Origin of the sequence: Kineococcus esterisolvens (genome assembly GCF_050871405.1) — a bacterium.
In the GTDB taxonomy this organism is placed as follows: domain Bacteria; phylum Actinomycetota; class Actinomycetes; order Actinomycetales; family Kineococcaceae; genus Kineococcus.
Genome location: NZ_JBJLRI010000031.1, coordinates 1 through 22849, shown reverse-complemented (window position 1 = coordinate 22849; position 22849 = coordinate 1). Strand labels below are relative to the sequence as shown.

General features: G+C 76.2%; 18 protein-coding genes and 1 pseudogene. 11 read left to right on the top strand and 8 right to left on the bottom strand.

Translation table 11 applies throughout. The annotated features are described in order from the left end of the window. Nucleotides 1-102: 102 nt before the first annotated feature. Nucleotides 103-1434 (top strand): Gfo/Idh/MocA family protein, encoded by a 1332-nt coding sequence (locus ACRYR8_RS11475; RefSeq protein ID WP_432484679.1) that lies wholly within the window; start codon nucleotides 103-105, stop codon nucleotides 1432-1434. Nucleotides 1435-1461: 27 nt separating this feature from the next. Here ACRYR8_RS11475 and ACRYR8_RS11470 read toward each other — a convergent pair whose 3' ends face one another. Next, nucleotides 1462-2631 carry a heparan-alpha-glucosaminide N-acetyltransferase domain-containing protein gene (locus ACRYR8_RS11470; protein ID WP_432484678.1) on the bottom strand — a complete coding sequence of 390 codons (1170 nt, stop codon included), beginning with the start codon at nucleotides 2629-2631 and terminating at the stop codon, nucleotides 1462-1464. A gap of 91 nt (nucleotides 2632-2722) precedes the next feature. On the opposite strand from ACRYR8_RS11470, the gene ACRYR8_RS11465 reads away from it, so the two are divergent. The 6 genes and pseudogenes from ACRYR8_RS11465 to ACRYR8_RS11440 form a co-directional block, all read left to right on the top strand. Next, nucleotides 2723-5590 (top strand): FtsK/SpoIIIE family DNA translocase, encoded by a 2868-nt coding sequence (locus tag ACRYR8_RS11465; protein WP_432484677.1) that lies wholly within the window; start codon nucleotides 2723-2725, stop codon nucleotides 5588-5590. A 96-nt stretch (nucleotides 5591-5686) separates the two neighbouring features. Then, complete coding sequence (locus tag ACRYR8_RS11460; protein ID WP_432484676.1) at nucleotides 5687-6502, top strand: NYN domain-containing protein; 816 nt, start codon at nucleotides 5687-5689, stop codon at nucleotides 6500-6502. Nucleotides 6503-6533: 31 nt separating this feature from the next. Further along, on the top strand, nucleotides 6534-8012 hold the full coding sequence (rimO, locus tag ACRYR8_RS11455; protein ID WP_432484675.1) for a 30S ribosomal protein S12 methylthiotransferase RimO: 1479 nt from the start codon (nucleotides 6534-6536) through the stop codon (nucleotides 8010-8012). Further along, nucleotides 8009-8590, top strand: coding sequence for a CDP-diacylglycerol--glycerol-3-phosphate 3-phosphatidyltransferase (gene pgsA / locus ACRYR8_RS11450; protein WP_432484673.1), 582 nt, complete (start codon nucleotides 8009-8011; stop codon nucleotides 8588-8590). The genes rimO and pgsA overlap by 4 nt, the downstream gene beginning before the upstream one ends. Then, a complete protein-coding gene (locus tag ACRYR8_RS11445) occupies nucleotides 8587-9126 on the top strand; it encodes a CinA family protein (RefSeq protein WP_432484672.1) in 540 nt (179 codons plus the stop codon). The genes pgsA and ACRYR8_RS11445 overlap by 4 nt, the downstream gene beginning before the upstream one ends. A gap of 205 nt (nucleotides 9127-9331) precedes the next feature. Next, a pseudogene (locus ACRYR8_RS11440) lies at nucleotides 9332-9670 on the top strand (helix-turn-helix domain-containing protein); the annotation flags it as partial. A 238-nt stretch (nucleotides 9671-9908) separates the two neighbouring features. Here the strand turns inward: ACRYR8_RS11440 and ACRYR8_RS11435 are convergent. The 6 genes from ACRYR8_RS11435 to ACRYR8_RS11410 form a co-directional block, all read right to left on the bottom strand. Beyond that, on the bottom strand, nucleotides 9909-10466 hold the full coding sequence (locus ACRYR8_RS11435) for a GerMN domain-containing protein (RefSeq protein WP_432484670.1): 558 nt from the start codon (nucleotides 10464-10466) through the stop codon (nucleotides 9909-9911). Then, nucleotides 10463-11881, bottom strand: coding sequence for a sensor histidine kinase (locus ACRYR8_RS11430; RefSeq protein WP_432484668.1), 1419 nt, complete (start codon nucleotides 11879-11881; stop codon nucleotides 10463-10465). The genes ACRYR8_RS11435 and ACRYR8_RS11430 overlap by 4 nt, the downstream gene beginning before the upstream one ends. After that, a complete protein-coding gene (locus tag ACRYR8_RS11425; RefSeq protein ID WP_432484666.1) occupies nucleotides 11878-12555 on the bottom strand; it encodes a response regulator in 678 nt (225 codons plus the stop codon). Before ACRYR8_RS11425 ends, ACRYR8_RS11430 begins: the two co-directional genes overlap by 4 nt. 100 nt (nucleotides 12556-12655) lie before the next feature. Next, the gene (locus tag ACRYR8_RS11420; RefSeq protein ID WP_432484664.1) at nucleotides 12656-13255 is read right to left on the bottom strand and encodes a hypothetical protein; all 600 of its coding nucleotides are present in this window, start codon (nucleotides 13253-13255) and stop codon (nucleotides 12656-12658) included. 125 nt (nucleotides 13256-13380) lie between these two features. Continuing rightward, the gene (locus tag ACRYR8_RS11415) at nucleotides 13381-14301 is read right to left on the bottom strand and encodes a DNA-formamidopyrimidine glycosylase family protein (protein ID WP_432484662.1); all 921 of its coding nucleotides are present in this window, start codon (nucleotides 14299-14301) and stop codon (nucleotides 13381-13383) included. 36 nt (nucleotides 14302-14337) lie between these two features. Next, complete coding sequence (locus ACRYR8_RS11410) at nucleotides 14338-19164, bottom strand: ATP-dependent helicase (protein ID WP_432484700.1); 4827 nt, start codon at nucleotides 19162-19164, stop codon at nucleotides 14338-14340. 163 nt (nucleotides 19165-19327) lie between these two features. Here ACRYR8_RS11410 and ACRYR8_RS11405 point away from each other — a divergent pair, with 163 nt between their 5' ends. Then, nucleotides 19328-19549, top strand: coding sequence for a DUF3046 domain-containing protein (locus ACRYR8_RS11405; RefSeq protein ID WP_432484660.1), 222 nt, complete (start codon nucleotides 19328-19330; stop codon nucleotides 19547-19549). A gap of 16 nt (nucleotides 19550-19565) precedes the next feature. Here ACRYR8_RS11405 and ACRYR8_RS11400 read toward each other — a convergent pair whose 3' ends face one another. Beyond that, entirely contained in the window at nucleotides 19566-20549 is a 984-nt protein-coding gene (locus ACRYR8_RS11400; protein ID WP_432484658.1) for an SMP-30/gluconolactonase/LRE family protein, read from the bottom strand. A 270-nt stretch (nucleotides 20550-20819) separates the two neighbouring features. Between ACRYR8_RS11400 and recA the strand changes: the two genes are divergently transcribed. The 3 genes from recA (at nucleotide 20820) to ACRYR8_RS11385 (ending at nucleotide 22785) form a co-directional block, all read left to right on the top strand. Next, a complete protein-coding gene (gene recA, locus ACRYR8_RS11395) occupies nucleotides 20820-21860 on the top strand; it encodes a recombinase RecA (RefSeq protein WP_432484656.1) in 1041 nt (346 codons plus the stop codon). After that, the gene (locus tag ACRYR8_RS11390; RefSeq protein WP_432484699.1) at nucleotides 21857-22399 is read left to right on the top strand and encodes a regulatory protein RecX; all 543 of its coding nucleotides are present in this window, start codon (nucleotides 21857-21859) and stop codon (nucleotides 22397-22399) included. Before recA ends, ACRYR8_RS11390 begins: the two co-directional genes overlap by 4 nt. Nucleotides 22400-22494: 95 nt before the next feature. Beyond that, nucleotides 22495-22785, top strand: coding sequence for a putative quinol monooxygenase (locus tag ACRYR8_RS11385; protein ID WP_432484654.1), 291 nt, complete (start codon nucleotides 22495-22497; stop codon nucleotides 22783-22785). Nucleotides 22786-22849: the final 64 nt, after the last annotated feature.

The following is a 22849-nucleotide window of genomic DNA, read 5'->3' as shown; positions in this document are numbered from 1 at the left end:
CTGCTCGGGCACCGGTGCTCCTCGTCGTTGACGGCGGTTGACCCGGAGCCTACGGTTCGGTGCGGGAAAAGGCTTTCACGACTCGTGCTCGAAGGAGAGACGATGGTTCAGCGCCGGTACGGCCTCGTGGGGTGCGGTTCGCGCGCCCGGATGTACGTCGGTGCGATGACGGGGGCGCACGCCGCCGACGCCGCGCTGATCGCCCTCGGCGACACCAACCCGGGTCGCGCGCAGTTCCACCGCGCCGCGGTGGTGGCCGCCGGGGCGCCGGAGCCGCAGGTGTTCCACCCCGACGACCTCGAGCGCGTCATCGCCGAGCAGCGGCTGGACCGCGTCGTGGTCACCTCGCCCGACCACACCCACGCCGACCTCGTCTCCCGCTCCCTGCTGGCCGGCGCGGACGTCGTGGTGGAGAAGCCCCTGACCACCGACGCCGACGGCGCCCGGCGCATCGTCGACGCCGTGCGGCGCAGCGGCCGCTCGGTGGTCATGACGTTCAACTACCGGTACTCCCCGCGCAACACCGCCCTCAAGCGCGTCATCTCCTCCGGTGCCATCGGCACCGTCACGTCCGTGCACTTCGAGTGGGTGCTCGACACCAAGCACGGCGCGGACTACTTCCGCCGCTGGCACCGCCGCAAGGCCGACTCCGGCGGCCTGCTCGTGCACAAGGCCTCCCACCACTTCGACCTGGTCAACTGGTGGATCGACGACGAGCCGCGGCGGGTCTTCGCCAGCGGGGGCCTGCGCTTCTACGGACCCAAGAACGCCGCCGCCCGGGGCCTGGGCCCGCGACCGGCCCGCGGGACCGGCGGCGACGCGAGCGACCCCTTCCAGCTGGACCTGCGCAGCGATGAGCTGCTGAAGGACCTGTACCTGGACAACGAGCAGCACGACGGGTACGTGCGCGACCAGGACGTCTTCAGCGGCGACATCGACATCGAGGACAACGTCTCCCTCGTCGTCGACTACGTCGGCGGGCCGTCCATGTCGTACTCCCTGAACGCCCACGCCCCGTGGGAGGGCTACACCGTCGCGGTCAACGGCACCGCCGGGCGCGCCGAGCTCAGCGTGGTCGAGCGCGGCGCCGTCACCGCCGAGGCGTGGCTGGACCCCAGCGCCGTGCCGGAGGCGCGCGACGAGCGTGACGAGCGACCCGTCGCCGAGCGCCTGCTCGTGCAGGAGCACTGGGGCACCGCCCGCGAGGTGCCCATCGAGAACGGGGAGGGCGGCCACGGCGGCGGCGACGTGAAGCTGCTGCGCGACGTGTTCGTCGGGCCCGGCGAGGACCCCCTGGGCACCCCCGCCGACTACACCGACGGCGTGCGCGCCGTGGCCGTGGGCATCGCCGGCAACGCCTCGCTGGCCACCGGCCGCGCCGTGACGGTCGAGGAGCTCGGCCTGTGGGGCGGCCCCGAGGCCCTGGAGCCCTGAGTCCCGGGGTCCCGGGGTCCCGGTGCGTCAGCGCGGCGCGGCGGGCGCCACCAGCCCCGCCGCGCCGCCCGCCGCCGCCGACAGCGCGCCCTCCAGCGGGCCGCGCCCGGCTGCCAGCCGCCACGCCGTCGCCAGCGCCACCCCCACCAGCACGTGCGCCGCCAGCAGCGCCGGGGCGTCCCCCGGGGCCGCCGCCAGTGCCAGCACGTGCCCGGTGTACACCGACAGGGGCATCGACCCGAAGGCCGCCACCGGCACCAGGGAGCGCGTGGCCACCGCCGGCAGCAGCAGTGCCGCGCCCAGCACCACCAGGGCCGTGCCCGAGGTGTGCAGCAGGTCCAGCGGCGTGCCCGAGTGCGGTTCGGCCACCGCCAGGAACCACGGCGAGGCCGTCGGCACCGTGCCGTGGAACGTCCACCACGGCGTGCCCGGGGCCGCGCCCAGCTCCGCGAGCCGCACCAGGCCGCCGCCCGGGCCCAGCAGCAGAGCGCTCGTCGTCCACGCCCCCACCGCCAGGGCCAGGCCCGCCCCCAGCACCCGCAGCGCCGCCGGCGCCCCGGCCAGGCCGGCGCGGGCCACCGCCAGGCCCAGCAGCAGGTACCCCGTCCAGCCGATCACCGGGTAGTACCCCGTCAGCAGCAGCGTGCGCAGCAGCTCGGCCGGGTGCGCCAGGTCCAGCAGCGTGGGCTGCTCGTACGTGGCGTCCAGCGCGTGCGCGGCGCGCACCCAGAAGGAGGCCAGCGGCCCCACCACCAGCCACGCGGCCGCCAGCGCCGCCAGGCGCCGCGCCGGCCACCACAGCACCGGCAGCACGAGCAGGAACGCCACGCCGTAGTACGGCAGGATGATCGCGATCCGGCTGCCGGCGCTCACCAGCGCCAGGCCCAGCAGTGCGACCAGCAGCCCGCGCACCGCCACGCCCAGCCGGGCAGCCGCCCGCGGGCGCGCCCCCGGCGGGGTGCGCCGCGTCGACAGCCCCAGCGACACCCCGGCCAGCACCGCGAACAGGCCCGAGGCGCGTCCGTCCGCGAGGTCGTACAGCCGCCCGGGCCACCCCGTCGACGACTCCGGCAGCACGTGCACCGCCATCATCCCGGCGATGGCCACCGCCCGGGCCAGGTCGACCCCCACCACGCGCGCCGCGGCCCGCCCGGCTGCGGGGGTGGGGGCCGGGGAAGGGGCCGGGGAGCTCGCCACGGGCACAGTCTGACCGGCGCGCGGACCCGGCGCGGCCGGGTGCGGGCGCGCCACCCGGCCGCAGCGGCCGCCCCTGGGTACGGTGAGGTCCATGGCCCCCCGCACCAACGCACGCTCCACCGCGCCGGAGAGGGGAGCCAGGGGCAGCGGGGGTCGCGCGCCCGCGCCCCGATCCGCGTCCGCGCGCACCCCCCAGGGAAGGGGCCCGACGGTGGCCAAGGCCGGAACCGCCAAGACGCCCGCCAGGACGCCCGCCAGGACGTCCGCCAGGACGTCCGGGCGGTCCTCGGCCGCCACGGCCCGTGCCCGCGGGGGCAGCCGCCCCGCCCCGGCCCGGCCCGCGCGCAGCGGCCCCAGCTGGCCCGTGCGCGCCGTCTCGGCGACCTGGACGGGCTGCGCCCACCTCGTCGGCGGTGCCGTGCGCCGCATCGGCAGCGGCGCGCGCGACCTGGACCCCGAGCTGCGCCGCGACGGGGTGGGCCTGGCGCTGCTGGGGCTGGCGATCGTCGTGGCCGCCCGCGAGTGGTGGGGGCTGCCCGGCCGCGCCGGGGAGGTGATCCACACCGTCGCCGCCGGCACCTTCGGCGAGGTCGCGCTGGCCCTGCCCGTGGTGCTGCTCGGCCTGGCCGTGCACCTGCTGCGCCACCCCGACCGCACCCAGACCACCACCCGCGCCGTCGTCGGCACCACCGCCCTGACCCTGTCGGCCGCGGGGCTGGTGCACCTGGCCGCCGACGCACCCTCGCCCACCGGTCCCGCCGGCGCCGACGTGGTCACCGACGCGGGCGGGATGGTCGGCTTCCTCGTGGCCGGCCCGCTGTCCACGGCGCTGACGAACTGGGTCACCGTCCCGCTGATGCTCCTGCTGGGCTTCTTCGGGCTGCTGGTGGTCACCGCCACCCCCGTGCACGCCATCCCCGCCCGCCTCCGCGAGGCCTACGAGCGGCTGACGCACCGCCCCCACCCGCCCGCCGAGGCGGGCGCCGGGGCGCGCACCGCCGCCTCCGGGCGCCGCAAGGACCTGCCCGCCTCCGCGCTGGCCCGTGCGCGCGCCGCCGCCGGCCCCCGGGACGAGGAGGACGGCGACACCCCGCCGCGCAAGCGCCGCCGCGACAGGGAGCGGGAGGCGCGCGAGCTGGAGGCCCGCGTCGGCGACGAGGCGTTCGAGCAGGCCGTCGCCACCGACGGCGCCGCGCCCGGTGCGCAGCCCCCGGCCCCCGGTCCGCGCCCGGGTGAGCGCCGGCCCACCCCCGCCGACCCGCCCGCCGCGGCCGCGGCGACGGACGGGCCCGCGCGGCCCGCGGTCGACGCCGCCGCCGTGCCGGCCGCCAAGCCCAAGGACCTGCCCGCCCCGCCGCACACGCCGATGCCGCCGCGCATCGAGCAGCTCGCACTGGCCGGCGACGTCACCTACGCGCTGCCGGAGCCCGCCAGCCTCAACCCCGGCAGCCCGCCCAAGGAGCGCAGCGCCGCCAACGACCGCGTCGTGGAGGCGCTGTCGGGGGTGCTGGACCAGTTCGACATCGACGCGCGCGTCACCGGTTTCTCCCGCGGCCCGACGGTCACCCGCTACGAGGTGGAGCTGGGCGCCGGCACGAAGGTCGAGCGCGTCACCCAGCTGTCCAAGAACATCGCCTACGCGGTGGCGAGCGCCGACGTGCGGATCCTGTCGCCCATCCCCGGCAAGTCCGCCATCGGCATCGAGATCCCCAACACCGACCGCGAGACCGTCTCGCTGGGCGACGTGCTGCGCAGCCAGGTGGCCACCCGGACCGAGCACCCGATGGTCATGGGCGTCGGCAAGGACGTCGAGGGCGGCTTCGTGATCGCCAACCTCGCGAAGATGCCGCACCTGCTCGTCGCGGGCGCCACCGGCGCGGGCAAGTCCAGCTTCGTCAACTCGATGATCACCTCCATCCTCATGCGGGCCACGCCCGACGAGGTGCGCATGGTCCTGGTGGACCCCAAGCGCGTGGAGCTGACGATCTACGAGGGCATCCCGCACCTCATCACGCCCATCATCACCAACCCCAAGAAGGCCGCCGAGGCCCTGGAGTGGGTCGTGCGCGAGATGGACCTGCGCTACGACGACCTCGCCGCCTTCGGGTTCAAGCACATCGACGACTTCAACAAGGCGGTGCGCGCGGGCAAGGTCCGGCCCCCGGAGGGCTCGCAGCGGGTGCTGCAGCCCTACCCGTACCTGCTGGTCATCGTCGACGAGCTGGCCGACCTCATGATGGTCGCCCCCCGTGACGTCGAGGCCTCCATCCAGCGCATCACCCAGCTGGCGCGCGCCGCGGGCATCCACCTGGTGCTGGCCACCCAGCGCCCCTCGGTGGACGTGGTCACCGGCCTGATCAAGGCGAACGTGCCCAGCCGGCTGGCGTTCGCCACCTCCTCGCTGGCCGACTCGCGGGTCGTGCTGGACCAGCCGGGGGCGGAGAAGCTCGTCGGCCAGGGCGATGCGCTGTTCCTGCCGATGGGCGCCTCCAAGCCGATGCGCGTGCAGGGCGCCTGGGTCACCGAGAGCGAGATCGAGGCCGTCGTCTCGCACGTGAAGTCGCAGCTCGCGCCCGCCTACCGCGACGACGTGGTGGCCCCGACCCAGAAGAAGCAGATCGACGAGGAGATCGGTGACGACCTCGACGTGCTGCTGCAGGCGACCGAACTGGTGGTCACCACGCAGTTCGGGTCCACCTCGATGCTGCAGCGCAAGCTGCGGGTCGGGTTCGCCAAGGCCGGCCGGCTGATGGACCTGCTGGAGTCGCGCGGCGTCGTGGGGCCCAGCGAGGGTTCCAAGGCACGCGACGTCCTGGTGCGACCGGAGGACCTGCCGGCCACGCTCGCCCTCATGCGCGGCGAGGAGCCGCCGCGCGCGCAGGAGCCGACGGCCGGCGGTGAACTGGAGGAGGTCGCCGCGGAGGGGCCCGAGGACGCCTGGGAGCTGACCCAGCGCTGAGTCGAATGACGACGAGTAGCAACTAGATGTACGACGCGTGACAGTAGACGGTGCGTTGCGTCGCAACGTGGTGACTCTCCGTGTAACTTGTGGGACATGGACTCGCCGCGCCCCCACGAGCCCGCTCGCGACCTCGACCTGCTCGTGTGGGACGCGCCCAACGTCGACATGACCCTCTCGGCCATCCTCGGCTCCCGCCCCGCCTCCTCCGACCGCCCGCGCTTCGACGCGATCGCCCGCTGGTTCCTCGCCGGGGCCGGCGACCACGAGGTCGAGGGCTGCGTGTTCACCAACGTCCAGCCCACCGCCGCCGTCTCCCTGCGCGGTTGGATCGAGGCGCTGCGCAGCTTCGGCTACGCCGTCTTCGCCCGGCCGAAGCTGCACCCCGAGGACGACGTCGACGACGCGATGCTGCGGCACATCGCCGAGCGCGCCGCCAGCCACCACCTGCGCCGCCTCGTCGTCGCCAGCGGCGACGGGCGCAACTTCCTCGGCCCCCTGGAGGAGCTGCACCGCGCCGGCGTCCGCTGCGTCGTGCTGTCCTTCGCGGAGGTCGCCGGCTACGCGCAGGAGTCCCCGCACATCGAGTTCGTCGACCTGGAGGACGTCCCCGGCGCCTTCCAGGTCTCCCTGGGCCGGACCCGGCTGTCCGCGCTCCCGCCGGACGGCGGCTGGTTCCGGCCCACGCGCTCCATGCGCGCGCTGCTGGAGGAGCCGCACCCGCCGGTGCCGTCGCCGGCGGCCGCCGAGCAGGGCGGTGAGCAGGGCGGTGAGCAGGCCGGTGAGCAGGCCGGTGGGCAGGCGCGTGAGCACGAGTCGCCCGGACCGGCAGCTGCCCACCCCCCGGCCGTCGGTGAGGTCGGGCGCGTCCCGCACCCCGGCCCCCCGCCCTCGCGGCTGCGCGCCGGCTAGGACACCACCCCGGACTGCGTACCCTGGGCACGTGCCAGGCCCCACCGCGCAACGCCGCTCCGTCGCCCTCGTCACCCTCGGGTGCGCCCGCAACGACGTGGACTCCGAGGAGCTGGCGGGCCGCCTCGCCGACGCCGGGTGGGACCTCGTCGACGACGCCGACGGCGCCGACGTCGCCGTCGTCAACACCTGCGGGTTCGTCGAGCAGGCGAAGAAGGACTCCATCGACACGGTCCTGGCCGCCGCCGACCTCAAGGAGTCCGGCCGCACGCGCGCCGTGGTGGCCGTCGGCTGCCTCGCCGAGCGCTACGGCAAGGACCTCGCCGAGTCGCTGCCCGAGGCCGACGCCGTCCTCGGCTTCGACTCCTACGCGGACCTCTCCGGCCACCTCGAGGCGATCCTGCACGGCGAGCGCCCGCAGGCCCACGTCCCGCGCGACCGGCGCACCCTGCTGCCGCTGGCGCCCGCCGAGCGCCAGGCCGCCCGGGCCGCAGCCCCCGTCGTCCTGCCCGACCTGCCCGCCGGGCTGGCCCCCGCCAGCGGCCCGCGCGTGGTGCGGCGCCGCCTCGGCTCCGGCCCCTGGGCGCCGGTGAAGATCGCCGCCGGCTGCGACCGGCGCTGCACCTTCTGCGCCATCCCGGCCTTCCGCGGCTCCTTCGTCTCGCGCCCCGCCGACGAGGTCCTCGCCGAGACGCGCTGGCTGGCCGAGCAGGGCGTCAAGGAGGTCTTCCTCGTCAGCGAGAACACCACCAGCTACGGCAAGGACCTCGGCGACCTGCGCGCCCTGGAGGCCCTGCTGCCGCAGGTGGCGGCCGTCGACGGCATCGAGCGGGTTCGGGTGTCCTACCTGCAGCCCGCCGAGGTGCGCCCCGGTCTGCTCGACGCGCTGACCGCCACGGACGGCGTCGTGCCCTACTTCGACCTGTCCTTCCAGCACTCCGCGCCGACGGTGCTGCGCCGCATGCGCCGCTTCGGCGGCACCGAGCCGTTCCTGGCGCTGCTGGAGCAGGTGCGCGAGCGCTCCCCGCTGGCGGGGGTCCGCTCGAACGTCATCGTCGGCTTCCCGGGCGAGACCGAGGCCGACGTCGACGAGCTGTGCTCGTTCCTGGAGCGCGCGCGCCTGGACGTCGTCGGTGTCTTCGCCTACTCCGACGAGGACGGCACCGAGGCCGCCGGCCTGGACGGGAAGCTGCCCGACGACGTCGTCGCCGACCGCGCCGACCGCGTCAGCCGCCTCGTGGAGGAGCTCGTGTCCCAGCGCGCCGAGGAGCGCCTGGGGGAGGTCGTGGACGTCCTCGTGGAGTCGGTCCTCGACGAGGAGGGCGACCCGCACGTGGTGGGCCGTGCCGCCCACCAGGGCCCCGACGTCGACGGCGAGACGGAGCTGGAGCTGCCGGCGGGCCACCGCGTGGCGGTCGGCGACCTCGTGCGCGCACGCGTCACCGGCGTCTCCGGCGCCGACCTGCTCGCCGAGCCGTTGGTGGGTGCCGGAACGCCGGGGCCGTCGTGAGCCGGGGCACCGGCCGCTTCGAGTGGCGCACCGCGCACCGGCTGCACCTGCCGAACGCGCTGACCGTGCTGCGGCTGGTGTTCGTGCCGCTGTTCGTGTGGTTCCTCGCCGAGGACGGCGGGCGGGACTGGCGCTGGCGGCTGGCCGCCGCGGGGGTGTTCGTCGCGGCCAGCATCACCGACCGCTACGACGGGCAGCTGGCCCGCCGCTGGGGCACCGTCAGCGACTTCGGCAAGGTCGCAGACCCCCTGGCCGACAAGGCGCTCATCGGCAGCGCCCTGGTGGTGCTGTCGCTGCAGGGCCGGGTGCCCTGGTGGATGACGGGGCTGATCCTGGCCCGCGAGGTCCTGGTGACCGCGCTGCGCTTCCTGGTCATCCGCCGCGGCGTCATCATCCCCGCCGACCGCGGTGGCAAGGTCAAGACGGTCGTGCAGACCGTCGCCGTGGGCCTGTTCGTCCTGCCGCTGCCGGAGTGGGCGCGCTGGCCGTGCCTGCTCGTCATGCTCGCCGCCGTGGTCCTCACGCTGACCAGCGCCCGCGGGTACTTCGCCGCCGGAGCGCGGCTGCTGCGCTCGTGAGCCCCGCGGTGCAGGGACCGCCCGGCTGCGCGGCGCGGGTCGTGGCGGCGCTGCGCTCGGCCGGGCTGACCGTGGCCACCGCGGAGTCCCTCACCGGTGGCCTGGTGTGCGCGGCGCTGGTCGACGTGCCGGGCGCCTCCGCCGTGGTGCGCGGCGCGGTGGTGGCCTACGCCACCGAGCTGAAGGCGTCGGTGCTCGGCGTGGACGCCGGGCTGCTGGCCCGCACCGGGCCGGTGGACGCCGAGGTCGCGCGGCAGATGGCGCGAGGGGCTCGCACCCGCCTGGGTGCCGACGTCGGCCTGGCCACCACGGGCGTCGCCGGTCCCGGGCCCGCCGACGGGCACGCGGCCGGCACGGTGTTCGTGGCCGTCGCCGCCGACGCCGTGCCCGGCGGTGCCGCGGCCCGCCGGCTGGCGCTGGCGGGGGAGCGCGCCGCGGTGCGGCGGGCGGCGGTCGACGCGGTCCTCACCGACCTCGCCGACGTGCTCGGCGGCGGCGCCCCGGGCCCGGCCGCGCAGCGGCTGGGGAACGGCTGAGGAACGCATCACAACGGCCCGCCGGCGGAACACGGGGGGTCCGCCGGGAGTTGAGCTGGACGTGCGCAACCCCCTTCCCGCCACGACCTCGACGCGTTCCCCGGGGTACGGTGGTGGTTCCACCACGGGCAGCCACCGAGGAGCGCCGAACGGACGACCGGCCCTCCGAGGCCTGCCCCCTCGACTCCCTGAGGGAGGCCGCCGCATGGTCGTGCTCCGCCGGACGATCGGTGACGTGCTGCGCGACGAGCGGCGCGGCCAGCAGCGCACCCTGCGCGAAGTCTCCTCCACCGCCCGCGTCTCGCTCGGCTACCTCAGCGAGGTCGAGCGCGGCCAGAAGGAGGCCTCCAGCGAGCTGCTCGCCTCCATCTGCACCGCCCTGGACGTGCCGCTGTCGCACGTGCTGGGCGAGGTGACGCGCCGCATCGCCGACGAGGAGGGCGGTCGCCGCCCCTACGCGGCCGAGGGGCTCGTGCCCGCACCCACCTCCCCGAAGGTCGCGCCCCGCGCCGCCGTGGCCACCGCCCCGCACCTGCCCCGCGTGGAACCCGCCCCCGCCGTGGCGGCGCACGAGACCGCGGCGGAGAAGCAGGTCGTGGACCAGGCCGTCGACGCCATCGTCGACTCCGCGCTGGAGGACCTCGTCGCCGGTCGTGGCGGGGAGTTCTCCCTGGAGCTCGACGGGCTGCCGGAGGAGCTGGAGCTGGTCCTGCGCCGCCGGCTGCTGCCGGCGGCCTGAGGCCCACCACCCCGGTCGCCGTGCGGGCCTGCCGACCGGCTGGTCAGGTGCCGGGCGGGTGGACCGACCGGTAGTCGTCGCGACCCACCGGTGCGCTGGTCAGGCCCTCGTCGGTGGGCACCTCCACCCGCGCGCCCTCCACCGTGAAGCGGACCGTCCGCACGCCCGGCAGCTCGGTGAGGGTCCACACCAGCTGGGCGACGGCGAGCAGCTGGTTGGCACCTCCGACGTTGGCGAAGTCCCGCCCTGCCGCCACCACGACCTCGCTGGGCGGCTCGATCGTGGCCAGGAGCTCCTGCGGGGCCACCGCGGTCCGCACCCCGCCGGCCACCTCCGAGCGGCGCGGCCCGACGACGAGCTGGTCCAGCACGGCCTGGGGGGTCGCGGTGTCGGCACGCCGTTCCACGGCCGCCAGGTCGTTGCCGCGCACGAAGTACACGCGCAGGACGAAGGCGCCACCGGTGCTGCCGCTGGTCGTCGGGGTGCTCCCCGCCGGCAGCGCCACCCGCGTGGGCTCCGCCTGTGCGCCGACCCCGCAGCCGGCCAGCAGCAGCACCAGCAGGGCCGCTGGGCCGCGCCCGTGGCGGTGGGACCTGCTCACGCGTCCTCCACGGGGACCGAGACGACGAAGCGGGCGCCCCCCTCGGGGCTGTCGGTCACGCTGACACCGGCGGCCATGCTGCGCAGGTGGCGCGTCACCAGCGACAACCCCAGACCCGCGCCCCGCGTGGAGGAGCGGTCCCCGCCGCGGCCGCGGGAGAAGCGCTCGAAGATCCGGTCGCGCTCGTCGCGGGGCACGCCGGGCCCGGCGTCGTCGACCACGACCAGGCCCCGGTCGCCGCTGCGCGAGATCGTCACGCGCGTGACGCCGCCGCCGTGCTGCTGGGCGTTCTCGACGATGTTGACGACGACCTGCCGCAGCCGCCGCTTGTCCGCGCACACGCGCAGCCCGCGCACACCGGGGTCCACCGCGGGCAGCGGGCGCACCGCTTCGGGCAGCGAGTGCGACACCAGGTCCACCAGCAGGACGCTCTCCACGGCGGCGGAGGCGCCGCCGGGGTCGGAGCGGGAGATCTCCAGCAGGTCCAGCACCAGCCGGTGGAATCGGCCCAGCTCCAGGTGCAGGAGGTCGAGCCCCTCGCGGGCGTCGGCGGGCAGGTGCTCGCGCCGCGCCTCCACGATGGCCAGGGCGGCCAGGATCGTCGTCAGGGGGGTGCGCAGCTCGTGCGCCACGTCCGCGGCGAAGCGCCCGTCGGCCAGCACGCGCTGCTCCAGAGCCCGGGCGGTGGCGTTGAAGGACTCCGCCAGCGGCACCAGGTACGGGTCGCCGCGCGGGTCGATGCGGGCGCCCAGGTCGCCCGAAGCGATGGCGGCGGCCGCGGTGGAGACCTCCTCGAGGGGCCGCAGCGCCGGGCGGGTGAGCCACCGGCCCATCAGCAGCGCGGAGCAGGGCAGCAGCACCCCGGCCGCACCCAGCCCCGTGCTCAGCGCGCGGAACGTGCGGTCCAGCTCTCCCAGCCCGAAGACCTCGAAGTACGCCTCGCCCAGCCCGGCCAGGGGGACGCCCACGGCCAGCGCCACCCCGCCGTCGACCTCGATGCGCTGGGTGGCGGCGCTCCCGGTCACGACCGCCTCGACCAGGTCCGCGGGCAGGTCCTCCGCGCCGACCGTCAGCGACGTCGTGGCCCACGCGTCGCGCCGCAGCAGCAGGGACGTCGAGCCCGACTCGCGCGGCAGCTGGGCCAGCAGGTCGGCGGCCGGCAGGCCCTGCGTGCGCAGACCACGCTCGACCTGCGCGGCGTTGGCACTGGCCTGCGCGATGGCCGAGCGCTGCCGCTGCACCAGCAGGTACTGCGACACCGTCGTCCACACCGCCGCGATCGTCACGGCGGTCAGCACCAGCACCAGACCCGTGACCAGGAGGGTCGCGCGCCCGCGCAGGCTGCGCCACCGCTCCGCGCGGCGCCCGGCGGGGGCGGACGTCGCCGCTCCGCGCGCCGCCCGGGCCGGGCTCACGGCTGCAACCGGTACCCGATCCCGCGCACGGTGACGACGTGCCGGGGGTGGGCCGGGTCGTCCTCCACCTTGGTGCGCAGCCGCCGCACGTGGACGTCCACGAGCCGGCTGTCGCCGAAGTACCCGTACCCCCACACGCGCTCCAGCAGCTCCTCCCGGGTCGTGGCGCGACCGGGGGCCGCCGCCAGCTCGCACAGCAGGCGCAGTTCGGTGCGGGTCAGGTCCACGGGTTCACCGCGGCGCAGCACCAGCCCGTCCCGGGAGCTGATCTCCAGGTCCCCGGCCTGCACCCGCGGGGACGGGTCCGAGGTGGGGCTGCGGCGCAGGGCCGCCCGCAGGCGGGCGGTGAGCTCCTTCGGGACGAACGGCTTGGTGACGTAGTCGTCGGCGCCGGACTCCAGGCCGGCGACCACGTCGTGGCTGTCGGCACGGGCGGTGACCACGATGACGGGCACGTCGCTGGTGCGCCGGATGCGCCGGCACGTCTCGAACCCGTCGAGCCCGGGGAGCATGAGGTCCAGCAGCACGGCGTCCACCGGGGCTTCACCCAGCCGCTCCAGCGCGGCCTCCCCGGTGTCCGCCTCGGTCACGTCGTACCCCTCGGCGGCCAGTGTCATGCGCACGACCCGGCGCACCATCGGGTCGTCCTCGACCACGAGCACCGACCGGGACACGGCGCCATCCTCCCGCCGGTGCGGGCACGGCGCACCCGCACCGGCACCGGCGAGACGGCGACGGTTCCCCGGTGGTTCCCGTCCGGTCGCCCGGGTCAGGTCAGGACGTCGACGGGGTGGGGGTGCTGGTGGGCGACCCGGTCGCCGTGCCCGTGTCGACGTCCGGCTCGTCCTCCGCGTCCACGACCGTGACGGAGGTGGCCGTGATGTACGGCTCGGCGTCGTAGTCGTTGAAGAGGTCGTCCTGGAGGTTCACACCGGTGTCCTCCTCGACCTGCGGCAGGTCGAAGGCCTCGTTCACCGTGCCGGTGACCTCGACCACGGCGCCCTCGGTCAGGCCGGGAACCTCGCTGGCACCCACGACGAGCATCGGGTCCACGGTGGTGTCGGCGGTGCCGGCGATGACGAACGCCTGCGGCGACACGACGCGGTCGATCTCCGCGGACACGGTGACCTCCTGACCGACGTAGGTGTCGACGTCGTCGTAGAACGTGCCGTCGTAGGCCCCGTCGTAGGGCGTGGTGGCGTCCTCCTGGGCACCTTCCTGGGTGTCGTCGTCGGCGTCCTGGACGTCCTCGACGGTGGTGCCCTCCTCCTCGCCGGCGGTGTCCCCACAGGCGGTGAGGCTGAGGGCGGCGAAGCACACGACCCCCGCGGCGGCGGTCCGGGCGGACGGGCGGGTGCGGAATCGGCTGAACACGGCTTCCTCCTGGTGGTCGGTGGTCCTCCGGCGCCCACCGGGTGGGCGCTGCAGGACCACCGTGACCAGCCGGCAGGGGCCGTGCGCGGTGGAAGGGGGGATCCCGCGGCAGTGTCACGGGACCGTCACCGGGGGCCGCTCCACGTGACGGGCGTGTGACGCCGGGGCGTGCGCGCGCCGTCCGGACGGGGCCGCCGGGCGGCGCCCAGCGGCTGCTGCGGGCGGCCGTCGTCGGTGGGGGCGGGGCCGGGCTGGCAGCGCGGGCAGTAGAACGCGGTGCGCTCCTGCGGCGGCGGGCCGACCAGCGCCACCCGCACCGTGCCGCCGCAGCGCAGGCACGGCAGACCCGAGCGGGCGTGCACGAAGTTCTGCCGGCCGCGACGCAGGTCCCCGGTGGTGATCTGGCCAGCGCGGTCCTTGTTGGCGTGCAGCAGGCGGTGCAGCAGGCCCACGAGCGCGGCGGGGCGCGGCAGGTCCTGCACCGCGCTCCAGGGACTGACGCCGGCGAGGAAGCACGCCTCGGCCATGTAGAAGGTGCCCACGCCCGCCAGCACCCGCTGGTCCAGCAGCGCCTCGCCCACGTGCCGGCCGGGCACCGCCAGCAGGCGGCGCTCGGCCTCGGCGGCGTCCCAGCCCGGCCCCAGCGGGTCCGGGCCCAGGTGGCCCACCAGGCCGGCTTCCGCGCTGGTGGGCACCAGGTCGAGCATCCCCAGCTCGTGCCCCACCGCGGTCCACTCGACGGTGGTCAGCACCGCCCGAACCCCGGAGGCCGAGCGGCGTCCGCGGCCGCCGGAGCCGGTGCGCTCGACGTACCAGGAGCCCTCCATGCGCAGGTGGCTGTGCAGGGTCAGGGGCGGTTCCCCGTCCGCCGCGTCGAGCCGCGTCAGCAGGTGCTTGCCGGCGCTGGCGACCTCCAGCACGCGCCGGCCCGACGGGTCGGCGGTGGCCAGGCTCGGCCAGCGCAGGTCGCAGGCGAGCAGCTGCCGCCCGGCGAGCGCCCGGTGCAGCCGCTGCGCGGTGCGCCAGACGACGTCACCCTCGGGCACGGGGGGCTCCCTGGACCCGGGCCACCGGCCCGCGCGTCACGTGCGGATCCGCAGGCCGCGCGGGGTGGCGCGGAAGCCGGCGGACTCCAGCGCCGCGCCCAGCGGGGAGCCGGCGGTGAGGACCTCCGCGCCGTCGGCGCGCTCGACGGTCAGCTTGCCCAGCGCGCCGTCGCGCACCGCCAGGGCCAGGGCGTCGGCCGCGGGCTGCAGCACCTCCGGCTCGGTGCTCCACGACAGCAGCGAACGGCCGCCGCGCTCGACGTACAGGGCGAGCGCGCCGTCCACGAGGACCACCAGCGCACCGGCCTTGCGGCCGGGCTTGTGCCCGCCGGCACCGGCGCCCGCCTCCGGGCGCTCGGGCCAGCCCAGGGCGGCGCCGTACGGGTTGGCCGGGTCGGTGGCGGCCAGGACCAGCGCTCCCGGTCGGGCCTCGGCCCGCTCGTCGCGGCGCTGGGAGGGGCTGTGCCCTCCCAGCGGGCGGGCGCTGTCGCGCAACCGGTCCACGGCGCCGCCGCCCGCGAACTGCGAGGCTCCCAACCCCTCGACGAAGTAGCCGCGCCGTGCCCGGCCGGCCTCCTCGAAGGCGGCCAGCACCCGGTACACGGCGGCGAAGCCCCCCGGCACCCGTTCGGCGGCGACCGCACCGCGCGTGAGCACCCCGTGCCGGTCCAGCAGCACCTCGGCGCCTGCGTGGGCGCGCACGGTCGCGTCGGTCTCCAGCTCCGGCAGCAGCGACCAGCGGCCCGCGGCCGAGGGCGGCCCGCCGCGCGGGGGCAGCTCGGCACCGCGCAGGCCGGCGCCGGGACGGCGCACGCCGCCGTAGCGGGCGTAGCGCGAGCGCGGTGTGGCCCGCTTGGTGCGGTGGGCGGCGCGGCCGCCGCCCAGCCGGTTGCGCAGCGGCGCGAGGGTGTCGTTGGTCAGGCGCCCGGCCCACACCAGGTCCCACAGGGCGCTCGCCAGGGCCACGTCGTCCGTGGACCCGACCGCGTCGGCCAGGGCCCGGAAGAAGAACGCGCCCCCTCCGGCGAGGGCCTCCAGGACCGCCCGGTGCAGCTCGGTGTCCGCGACGACCTCGGACTCCGCCGGGTCCGGCAGGGTCATCGGCGCCAGCTCCGCCGGGTGCACGGAGACCCACCCGTCGTCTCCGGGCAGGCTGCCGTGCCCGGCCCACACGACCTCCCCGGCGGCGGTCAGCTCATCGAGCATGGCGGGGGAGTAGCCCTCCACCCGCGAGGCGAGCACCAGCGGTTCCAGCGCGCTGGCCGGCACCACGGCGCCCGCGAGCTGCTCCACGGCGCGCAGCACGCCGTCCACGCCGCGCAGCCGCGAGCGCAGGCCGGTGCCCACGCCCTGCCAGGTGGGCAGGAAGCGCGCCAGGTCGCGCGGGGCGACGGGTTCGACGTCGGCGCGCAGCGCCGCCAGCGACCGGCGCCGCAGGACCCGCAGCACGTCGGCGTCGCACAGTTCCAGGCCGGTGCCGCCGGGGCGCAGTTCGCCCTCCACGAGCCGGCCGGCGGCCTGCAGGTGCCGCAGCGCGTCGTGGGCGACCGCGCGCCCGATGCCGAAGCGGGCGGCGGCCTGCGTCACCGTGAACGGGCCGCGGGTGCGCGCGTACCGCCCCAGCAGCTCGCCCAGCGGGTCGGCGACGGGCTCGGTGAACGCCTCCGGCACCCCCACCGGCAGCGGGGTTCCCAGACCGTCGCGCAGCCGGCCGGCGTCCTCGATCGCGGCCCAGCGCTCCTCGCCGGCGATGCGCACCCGCAGGGCCCGGCGCGCCTCCTCCAACGAGACCAGCCAGCGCGCCACCTCGCCCTCGGGCACGGTCACCGGCTCCTCGTCGGGTGCCGAGCGGCCGCTGCGCGCGGTGACCTCGGCGGTGCTCAGCGGCCCGAGCACCCGCAGCAGGTCGGCGACGTCCTCGGCGTCGGCGCACCGGCGCGTGGGCGCCAGCCGCTGCAGCTCGGCCTCGGTGCGCTCGACCGCCTCGGGGTCCAGCAGGTCGCGCAGCGCCGCGCCCTCGCCGCGGCCGAGCAGCTCGGCCAGCAGGCTCGGGTCCAGCGCGAGGGCGGCCGCGCGGCGCTCGGCCAGCGGGGAGTCGCCCTCGTAGAGGAACTGCGCGACGTAGCCGAACATCAGCCCCCGCGCGAACGGCGAGGGCTGCTGCGACTCGACCTCCACCACGCGCACCTCCCGGGCGGCGAGGTCGCGCATCAGCTGCTCCAGGCCGCTCACGTCGAAGACGTCGGAGAGGCACTCGCGCACCGTCTCCAGCACGATCGGGAAGCTCGCGAAGCGGCTCGCGACCTGCAGCAGGGAGGCGGCGCGCTGGCGCTGCTGCCACAGCGGCTGGCGGCGGCCCGGCTGGCGGCGCGGCAGCAGCAGGGCGCGAGCGGCGCACTCGCGGAAGCGAGCCGCGAACAGCGCCGAGCCGCCGATCTCCGCGGTCACCAGCTCGGCGACCTCCTCGGCCTCCAGCACGAGCAGGTCGGCCACGTCGGGGGTCTGCCCCTCGGGCAGGTCCACCTCCGGCAGGCGCAGCACGATGCCGTCGTCGGCGGGCATGGCCTGCACGTCCACGCCGAAGCGCTCGCGCATGCGCGCACCCACCGCCAGCGCCCACGGGGAGTGCACCTGCCCGCCGAAGGGGGAGTGCACGCAGATGCGCCAGTCGCCCAGCTCGTCGCGGAAGCGCTCCACGACGATCGTGCGGTCGTCGGGCACGTGCCGGGTGGCCTCCTGCTGCTCGGCCAGGTACGCCACGAGGTTGTCGGTGGCCCACTCGTCCATCCCGGACGCCAGGACCCGTTCCCGGGCTGCGGCACCGGTGTACCCGCCGTCCAGCGAGCCCAGCTCGCGCACGAAGGCGCCCAGCGCCCGTCCCAGCTCCGCCGGTCGACCCAGCGCCTCGCCGTGCCAGAACGGCAGCCGGCCCGGCTGGCCCGGCGCGGGGGTGACGAGCACCCGGTCGTGCGTGATGTCCTCGACCCGCCACGCCGAGGAGCCCAGGGTGATGACGTCGCCCACGCGCGACTCGTAGACCATCTCCTCGTCCAGCTCGCCCACGCGCCGGCCCGGTCCCTCACCGCTCGCCAGGAACACGCCGAACAGGCCGCGGTCGGGGATGGTGCCGCCGCTGGTGACCGCCAGGCGCTGCGCACCGGGGCGGCCGGTGAGGGTCTCGGTGACGCGGTCCCACACCAGCCGCGGGCGCAGCTCGGCGAACTCGTCGCTGGGGTAGCGCCCGGAGAGCATGTCCAGCACCGCGTCCAGCACCGGGCGCGACAGCGTGGCGAACGGCGCGGCACGGCGCACCAGCTCGTGCAGCTCCGGCACGGTCCACTCGTCCATCGCGACCATCGCCACGACCTGCTGGGCCAGCACGTCCAGCGGGTTCGCCGGCACCCGCAGCTCCTCGATGCGCCCGTCGCGCATGCGCTCGACGACCACGGCCGTCTGCAGCAGGTCGCCGCGGAACTTGGGGAAGAGCACCCCGCGGGAGACCGCGCCGACCTGGTGGCCGGCGCGCCCGACGCGCTGCAGGCCGCTGGCCACGCTCGGCGGGGACTCCACCTGCACCACCAGGTCCACCGCCCCCATGTCGATGCCCAGCTCCAGGCTGGAGGTGGCGACGACGGCGGGCAGCCGCCCCGCCTTGAGCTCCTCCTCGATCAGGGCCCGCTGCTCCTTGGACACCGACCCGTGGTGGGCGCGCGCCAGCACCGCCGGGGCGTTCGCGGCGGCACCGGCCCCGCCCATGAGCTCGGCCGGTACCCGGCGCGCAGGCCCGCCCGGACCCGGTGCGGGCGCGCCGCCGCCCTCCCGGTCGTCGCCGCCGTCCTCGCTCGTCCCCGCGTCGGGGGCCAGGCGCTCGTCCCAGACCTCGTTCAGCCGCGAGGTCAGCCGCTCGGACAGCCGGCGGGAGTTCGCGAACACCAGCGTGGAGCGGTGCTCTGCGACGAGGTCGACGATGCGCTCCTCCACGTGCGGCCAGATGCTGGCCCGGCGCGGGTCCCCGGCGGCCTGGCCGGTCAGGTCGTCCTCGTCGGCCGGCCCGCGGCCCGAGGAGTCCAGCTCGCTCATGTCCGGCACCGGCACGACCACGCGCAGGTCGAAGCGCTTGGTGGAGGGCGGCTGCACGACGCTCACCGGGCGCCCGCCGGAGACCCACTGCGCGACCGTCTGCACGGGGCGCACCGTCGCGGACAGGCCGACCCGCTGCGCCGGCTGCCCGCCGGCAGCGGTGACCAGCGCGTCCAGCCGCTCCAGCGACAGGGCCAGGTGCGCACCGCGCTTGGAGCCGGCCATCGCGTGCACCTCGTCGAGGACGACGGTGCGCACCCCGCGCAGCTGCTCGCGCGCCTTGGAGGTCAGCAGCAGGAACAGCGACTCGGGGGTGGTGATGAGCACGTCCGGCGGGGTGCGGGTGAACGAGCGCCGCTCGTCGGCGGGGGTGTCGCCCGAGCGCACGCCCACCCGCACCTCCGGCACCGGCAGGCCCAGGCGCTGCGCCGCCTGCCGGATCCCCGTCAACGGGCTGCGCAGGTTGCGCTCGACGTCCACCGCCAGCGCCTTCAGCGGCGAGACGTACAGCACCCGGCAGCGCAGGTCGCGGTCCTCCGGCACCGGTTCCGCGGCCAGGCCGTCCAGGGCCCACAGGAACGCCGAAAGCGTCTTTCCCGAGCCGGTGGGTGCCACGACGAGGGCGTGCTGCCCGCGGCTGACGGCGTCCCAGGCGCCCAGCTGGGCCGGGGTGGGCGCTTCGAAGGCGCCGGTGAACCAGGCGCGCGTGGCCTCGGAGAAGCGGCCCAGCACCTGCGCCGCGCCGGGCGTGGCGTCCGGCCCCGTGCCGGGGTCCGCGTCCACCGGGGCGGTGGTCTCGGGGGCGGGTCGCTCGGCACGGGGGGACACGCCCACATCCCAGCACCCGCCTCCGACACGCGCCGCCCGGCGCTCCCGCACCGGGCCGCCCCCGTTCCCGTCCCACCCGGTCCCGGCGGCGCGGCGCGCGTCGTGACACCCTGCCCGCGTGCGAGTCAGCGAGTTCTGGGCCCTGGTGGAGGACGAGTTCGGCGGCGCCTACGGTCGCTCCCTCGCGCACGACCAGGTGCTGCTGGCCCTGGGGGAGCGCACCCCGCTGCAGGCCCTGGAGGCCGGTGAGGAGCCCAAGCGCGTGTGGCTGGCGCTGTGCGACGCGATGGACGTGCCGCCGGAGCGGCGCCTGGGCAGGGACCGCCCGCCCCGGCGCTGAACCGCGCGGCGCGCCCTCAGTCCCGCAGCCACCACAGCCCGGCACCGGTGGCGCGGGTGCGCAGCCGGTACAGGCTCGTGGACGCCGCGATGAACACGTCGCCGCCCTCGGGGCCGCCGAAGCAGAGGTTCGCCACGACCTCGCCGACGACGACCTCCAGCAGCCGGGTGCCGTCGGGTGCGAGGACGGTGACGGCGTCGCCGTTCGAGGTCCACACGTTCCCTGCGGTGTCGACGCGGAAGCCGTCGGCCAGCCCGCGGTCCACCGCCGCGAAGACGCGGCCGTTCTTGGCCACCGGCCCGCCGGGCCGCGCGTCCGGCCCGCGCCCGCCGGGGGTGCCCCGCCGCACGTCGTAGACGCGGATCAGCCGGTTCGACCCGGCGCCGGGCGTGGCGGCGGCGGAGGTGTCGGCCACGTACAGCAGGGACTCGTCGGGGGAGAACGCCAGCCCGTTGGGCTCCTCCACGTCCGCCACCACCACGCGCAGCTCACCGGTGGCCGGGTCCAGGCGGAAGACGAGGTTGTCGCCGTACTCGCGGAAGCCCTCGTACCCCTCCTCCGGCACGCTGATGCCGTAGGGCGGGTCCGTGAACCACACGGCGCCGTCGGAGGCGACCACGACGTCGTTGGGGGAGTTCAGGCGAGCCCCCGCGTACGCGTCCGCCAGGACGGTCGTGGAGCCGTCCCGCTCGCGCCGCTCCACCGAGCGCCGCCCGTGCGAGCAGAAGACCTCGCGGCCCTCGCGGTCCAGGGTGCGGCCGTTGGTGAACCCGGCGCGCTCGCGGTCCACCCGCAGGCCGTCGGCCTCGTCCCAGCGCAGCACCCGGTCGCCGGGGATGTCGCTGACGAGGACGGCCTGTTCGCCCGGCAGCCACAGCGGGCCCTCGGCCCACGTGCTGGCGCTGCCCAGGTGCTCCAGGCGGGTCCCCTCGTCCAGCAGGCCGCGCCCGCGCTCGTCCAGGACCTGCGGCTGCCCGGGGACCGGGGTGGTGCTGCTCACGTGCGCTCCGTCGCTGCTCGTCGGGTCCCGCCGCCCGGCGGGTGGCGGCAGCCTAGGCGGCCGGCGGGGCGACGCGCCCGGGACCGTGCGGGACTGGGCGTCGAACACCTGTACGGATAGGATCGCGGGTGTTCCACAGGGGGCCGTCCGGTCCCGCCCTCCACACGCCGGGCCGCGTGCGCCGTTCGTGTCGGAGGCGGGTCGTAGCGTTCCCCGGGTCGGAAGAACACACCGGGCCGAAGTGTCGGCCACCCCAACCCGAGGTGAGACATGCCCGCTCCTGCGGACCGCGAGAAGGCCCTCGAATCCGCCCTGGCCGCGATCGACAAGTCGTTCGGCAAGGGTTCCGTCATGCGCCTGGGCGACGAGAGCCGCCCGCCCATCGAGGTCATCCCCACCGGGTCGATCTCCCTCGACGTGGCGCTCGGCATCGGCGGCCTGCCGCGCGGGCGCGTCGTGGAGGTCTACGGCCCGGAGTCGTCCGGCAAGACGACCGTGGCCCTGCACGCCGTCGCCAACGCGCAGAAGGCCGGCGGCATCGCCGCCTTCATCGACGCCGAGCACGCGCTGGACCCCGACTACGCCGCCAAGCTGGGCGTCGACACCGACGCGCTGCTCGTCTCCCAGCCGGACACCGGCGAGCAGGCCCTGGAGATCGCGGACATGCTGATCCGCTCCGGGGCGCTGGACATCATCGTCATCGACTCCGTGGCGGCCCTGGTGCCCCGCGCCGAGATCGAGGGCGAGATGGGCGACAGCCACGTCGGCCTGCAGGCCCGCCTCATGTCGCAGGCCCTGCGCAAGATCACCGGTGCGCTGAACCACTCCGGCACCACGGCGATCTTCATCAACCAGCTCCGCGAGAAGATCGGCGTGATGTTCGGCTCGCCGGAGACCACGACCGGCGGTAAGGCGCTGAAGTTCTACGCCTCGGTGCGCCTGGACGTGCGGCGCATCGAGACGCTGAAGGACGGCACCAACCCCGTCGGTAACCGCACCCGCGTCAAGGTCGTCAAGAACAAGGTCAGCCCGCCGTTCAAGCAGGCCGAGTTCGACATCCTCTACGGCCACGGCATCTCCCGCGAGGGCGGCCTGATCGACCTCGGCGTCGAGCACGGCTTCGTGCGCAAGTCCGGCGCCTGGTACACGTACGAGGGCGACCAGCTGGGCCAGGGCAAGGAGAACGCCCGCGCCTTCCTGCGCGACAACCCCGACCTCGGCGACGAGATCGAGAAGCGCATCAAGGAGAAGCTCGGCATCGGCGCCCGTGTCGACGCCCCGGCCGAGGCCGAGGCCGAGGTGGCGTTCTGAGTCGAGGCCCGCGCGGTCAGCGGCCTCCCGGTCCGGACGAGAACCCGGACCGGGAGGCCGACCCGCACGACGTCGCCCGCGCCATCGCGCTGCGCCAGTTGACGATGGCGCCGCGCACGCGTGCCCAGCTCGCCGAGAGGATGGTCGCCAAGGACGTTCCCGAGCAGGTCGCCACCGACGTGCTCGACCGGTTCGAGGAGGTCGGCCTCGTCGACGACGGCGCGTTCGCCGAGGCGTACGTGCACTCCCGCTCGCGCAGCCGCGGCAAGCGCGCCCTGGCGCAGGAGCTGCGCCGCAAGGGCGTGGACGAGGAAACCGCGCGCGACGCCCTGGAGGGCGTCGACGCAGAGACCGAGGAGCAGGCGGCGCGCGACCTGCTGCGCCGGCCCCTGGCCGCCAGTCGCGGGCTGGACCGCGCCACCCGCCAGCGCCGGCTCGCCGGGGTCCTCGCCCGGCGCGGCTACTCCCCGGGGCTGGTCATGCGCCTCGTGCGCGAGGCCCTCGGTGAGGACGAGGCCGCCGAGGCGCTGGAGGACTGACCCGCTCGACGGCTGAAGCGCCCGAGGGCCCCTGCAGCGGGTGTGGCCCGTGCTCACGTGACTACCCTCGCGGCAGACCGCGACGAGGAGGACCCGTGAGCATCACGTCCCTGCTGGACCTGCGCCTGAAGCCCGAGGCGCTCGCCGACGCCCCGGCGATCATCACCGAGACCCTCGCGGCCACCCGCGAGTTCGCGGGGTGCCTGGAGGTCCAGGTCATGCGCGACACGGCCGACGAGACGCACGTGCTGGTGCTGGAGCGTTGGGAGTCGCTGGCCGCCGACGACGCCTACCGCGCCTGGCGGGCCACCCCCGAGGGTGCTTCCCGCCTGGGGGAGCTGCTGAGCGCGCCGCCGACCCTGACGCGCTTCGCCCCCGACGCCTGAGGCGCCCACCCCACCCACCGGTGGGCTCGCACGCAGGAGGGCCGCCACCCCGCGCGGGGTGCCG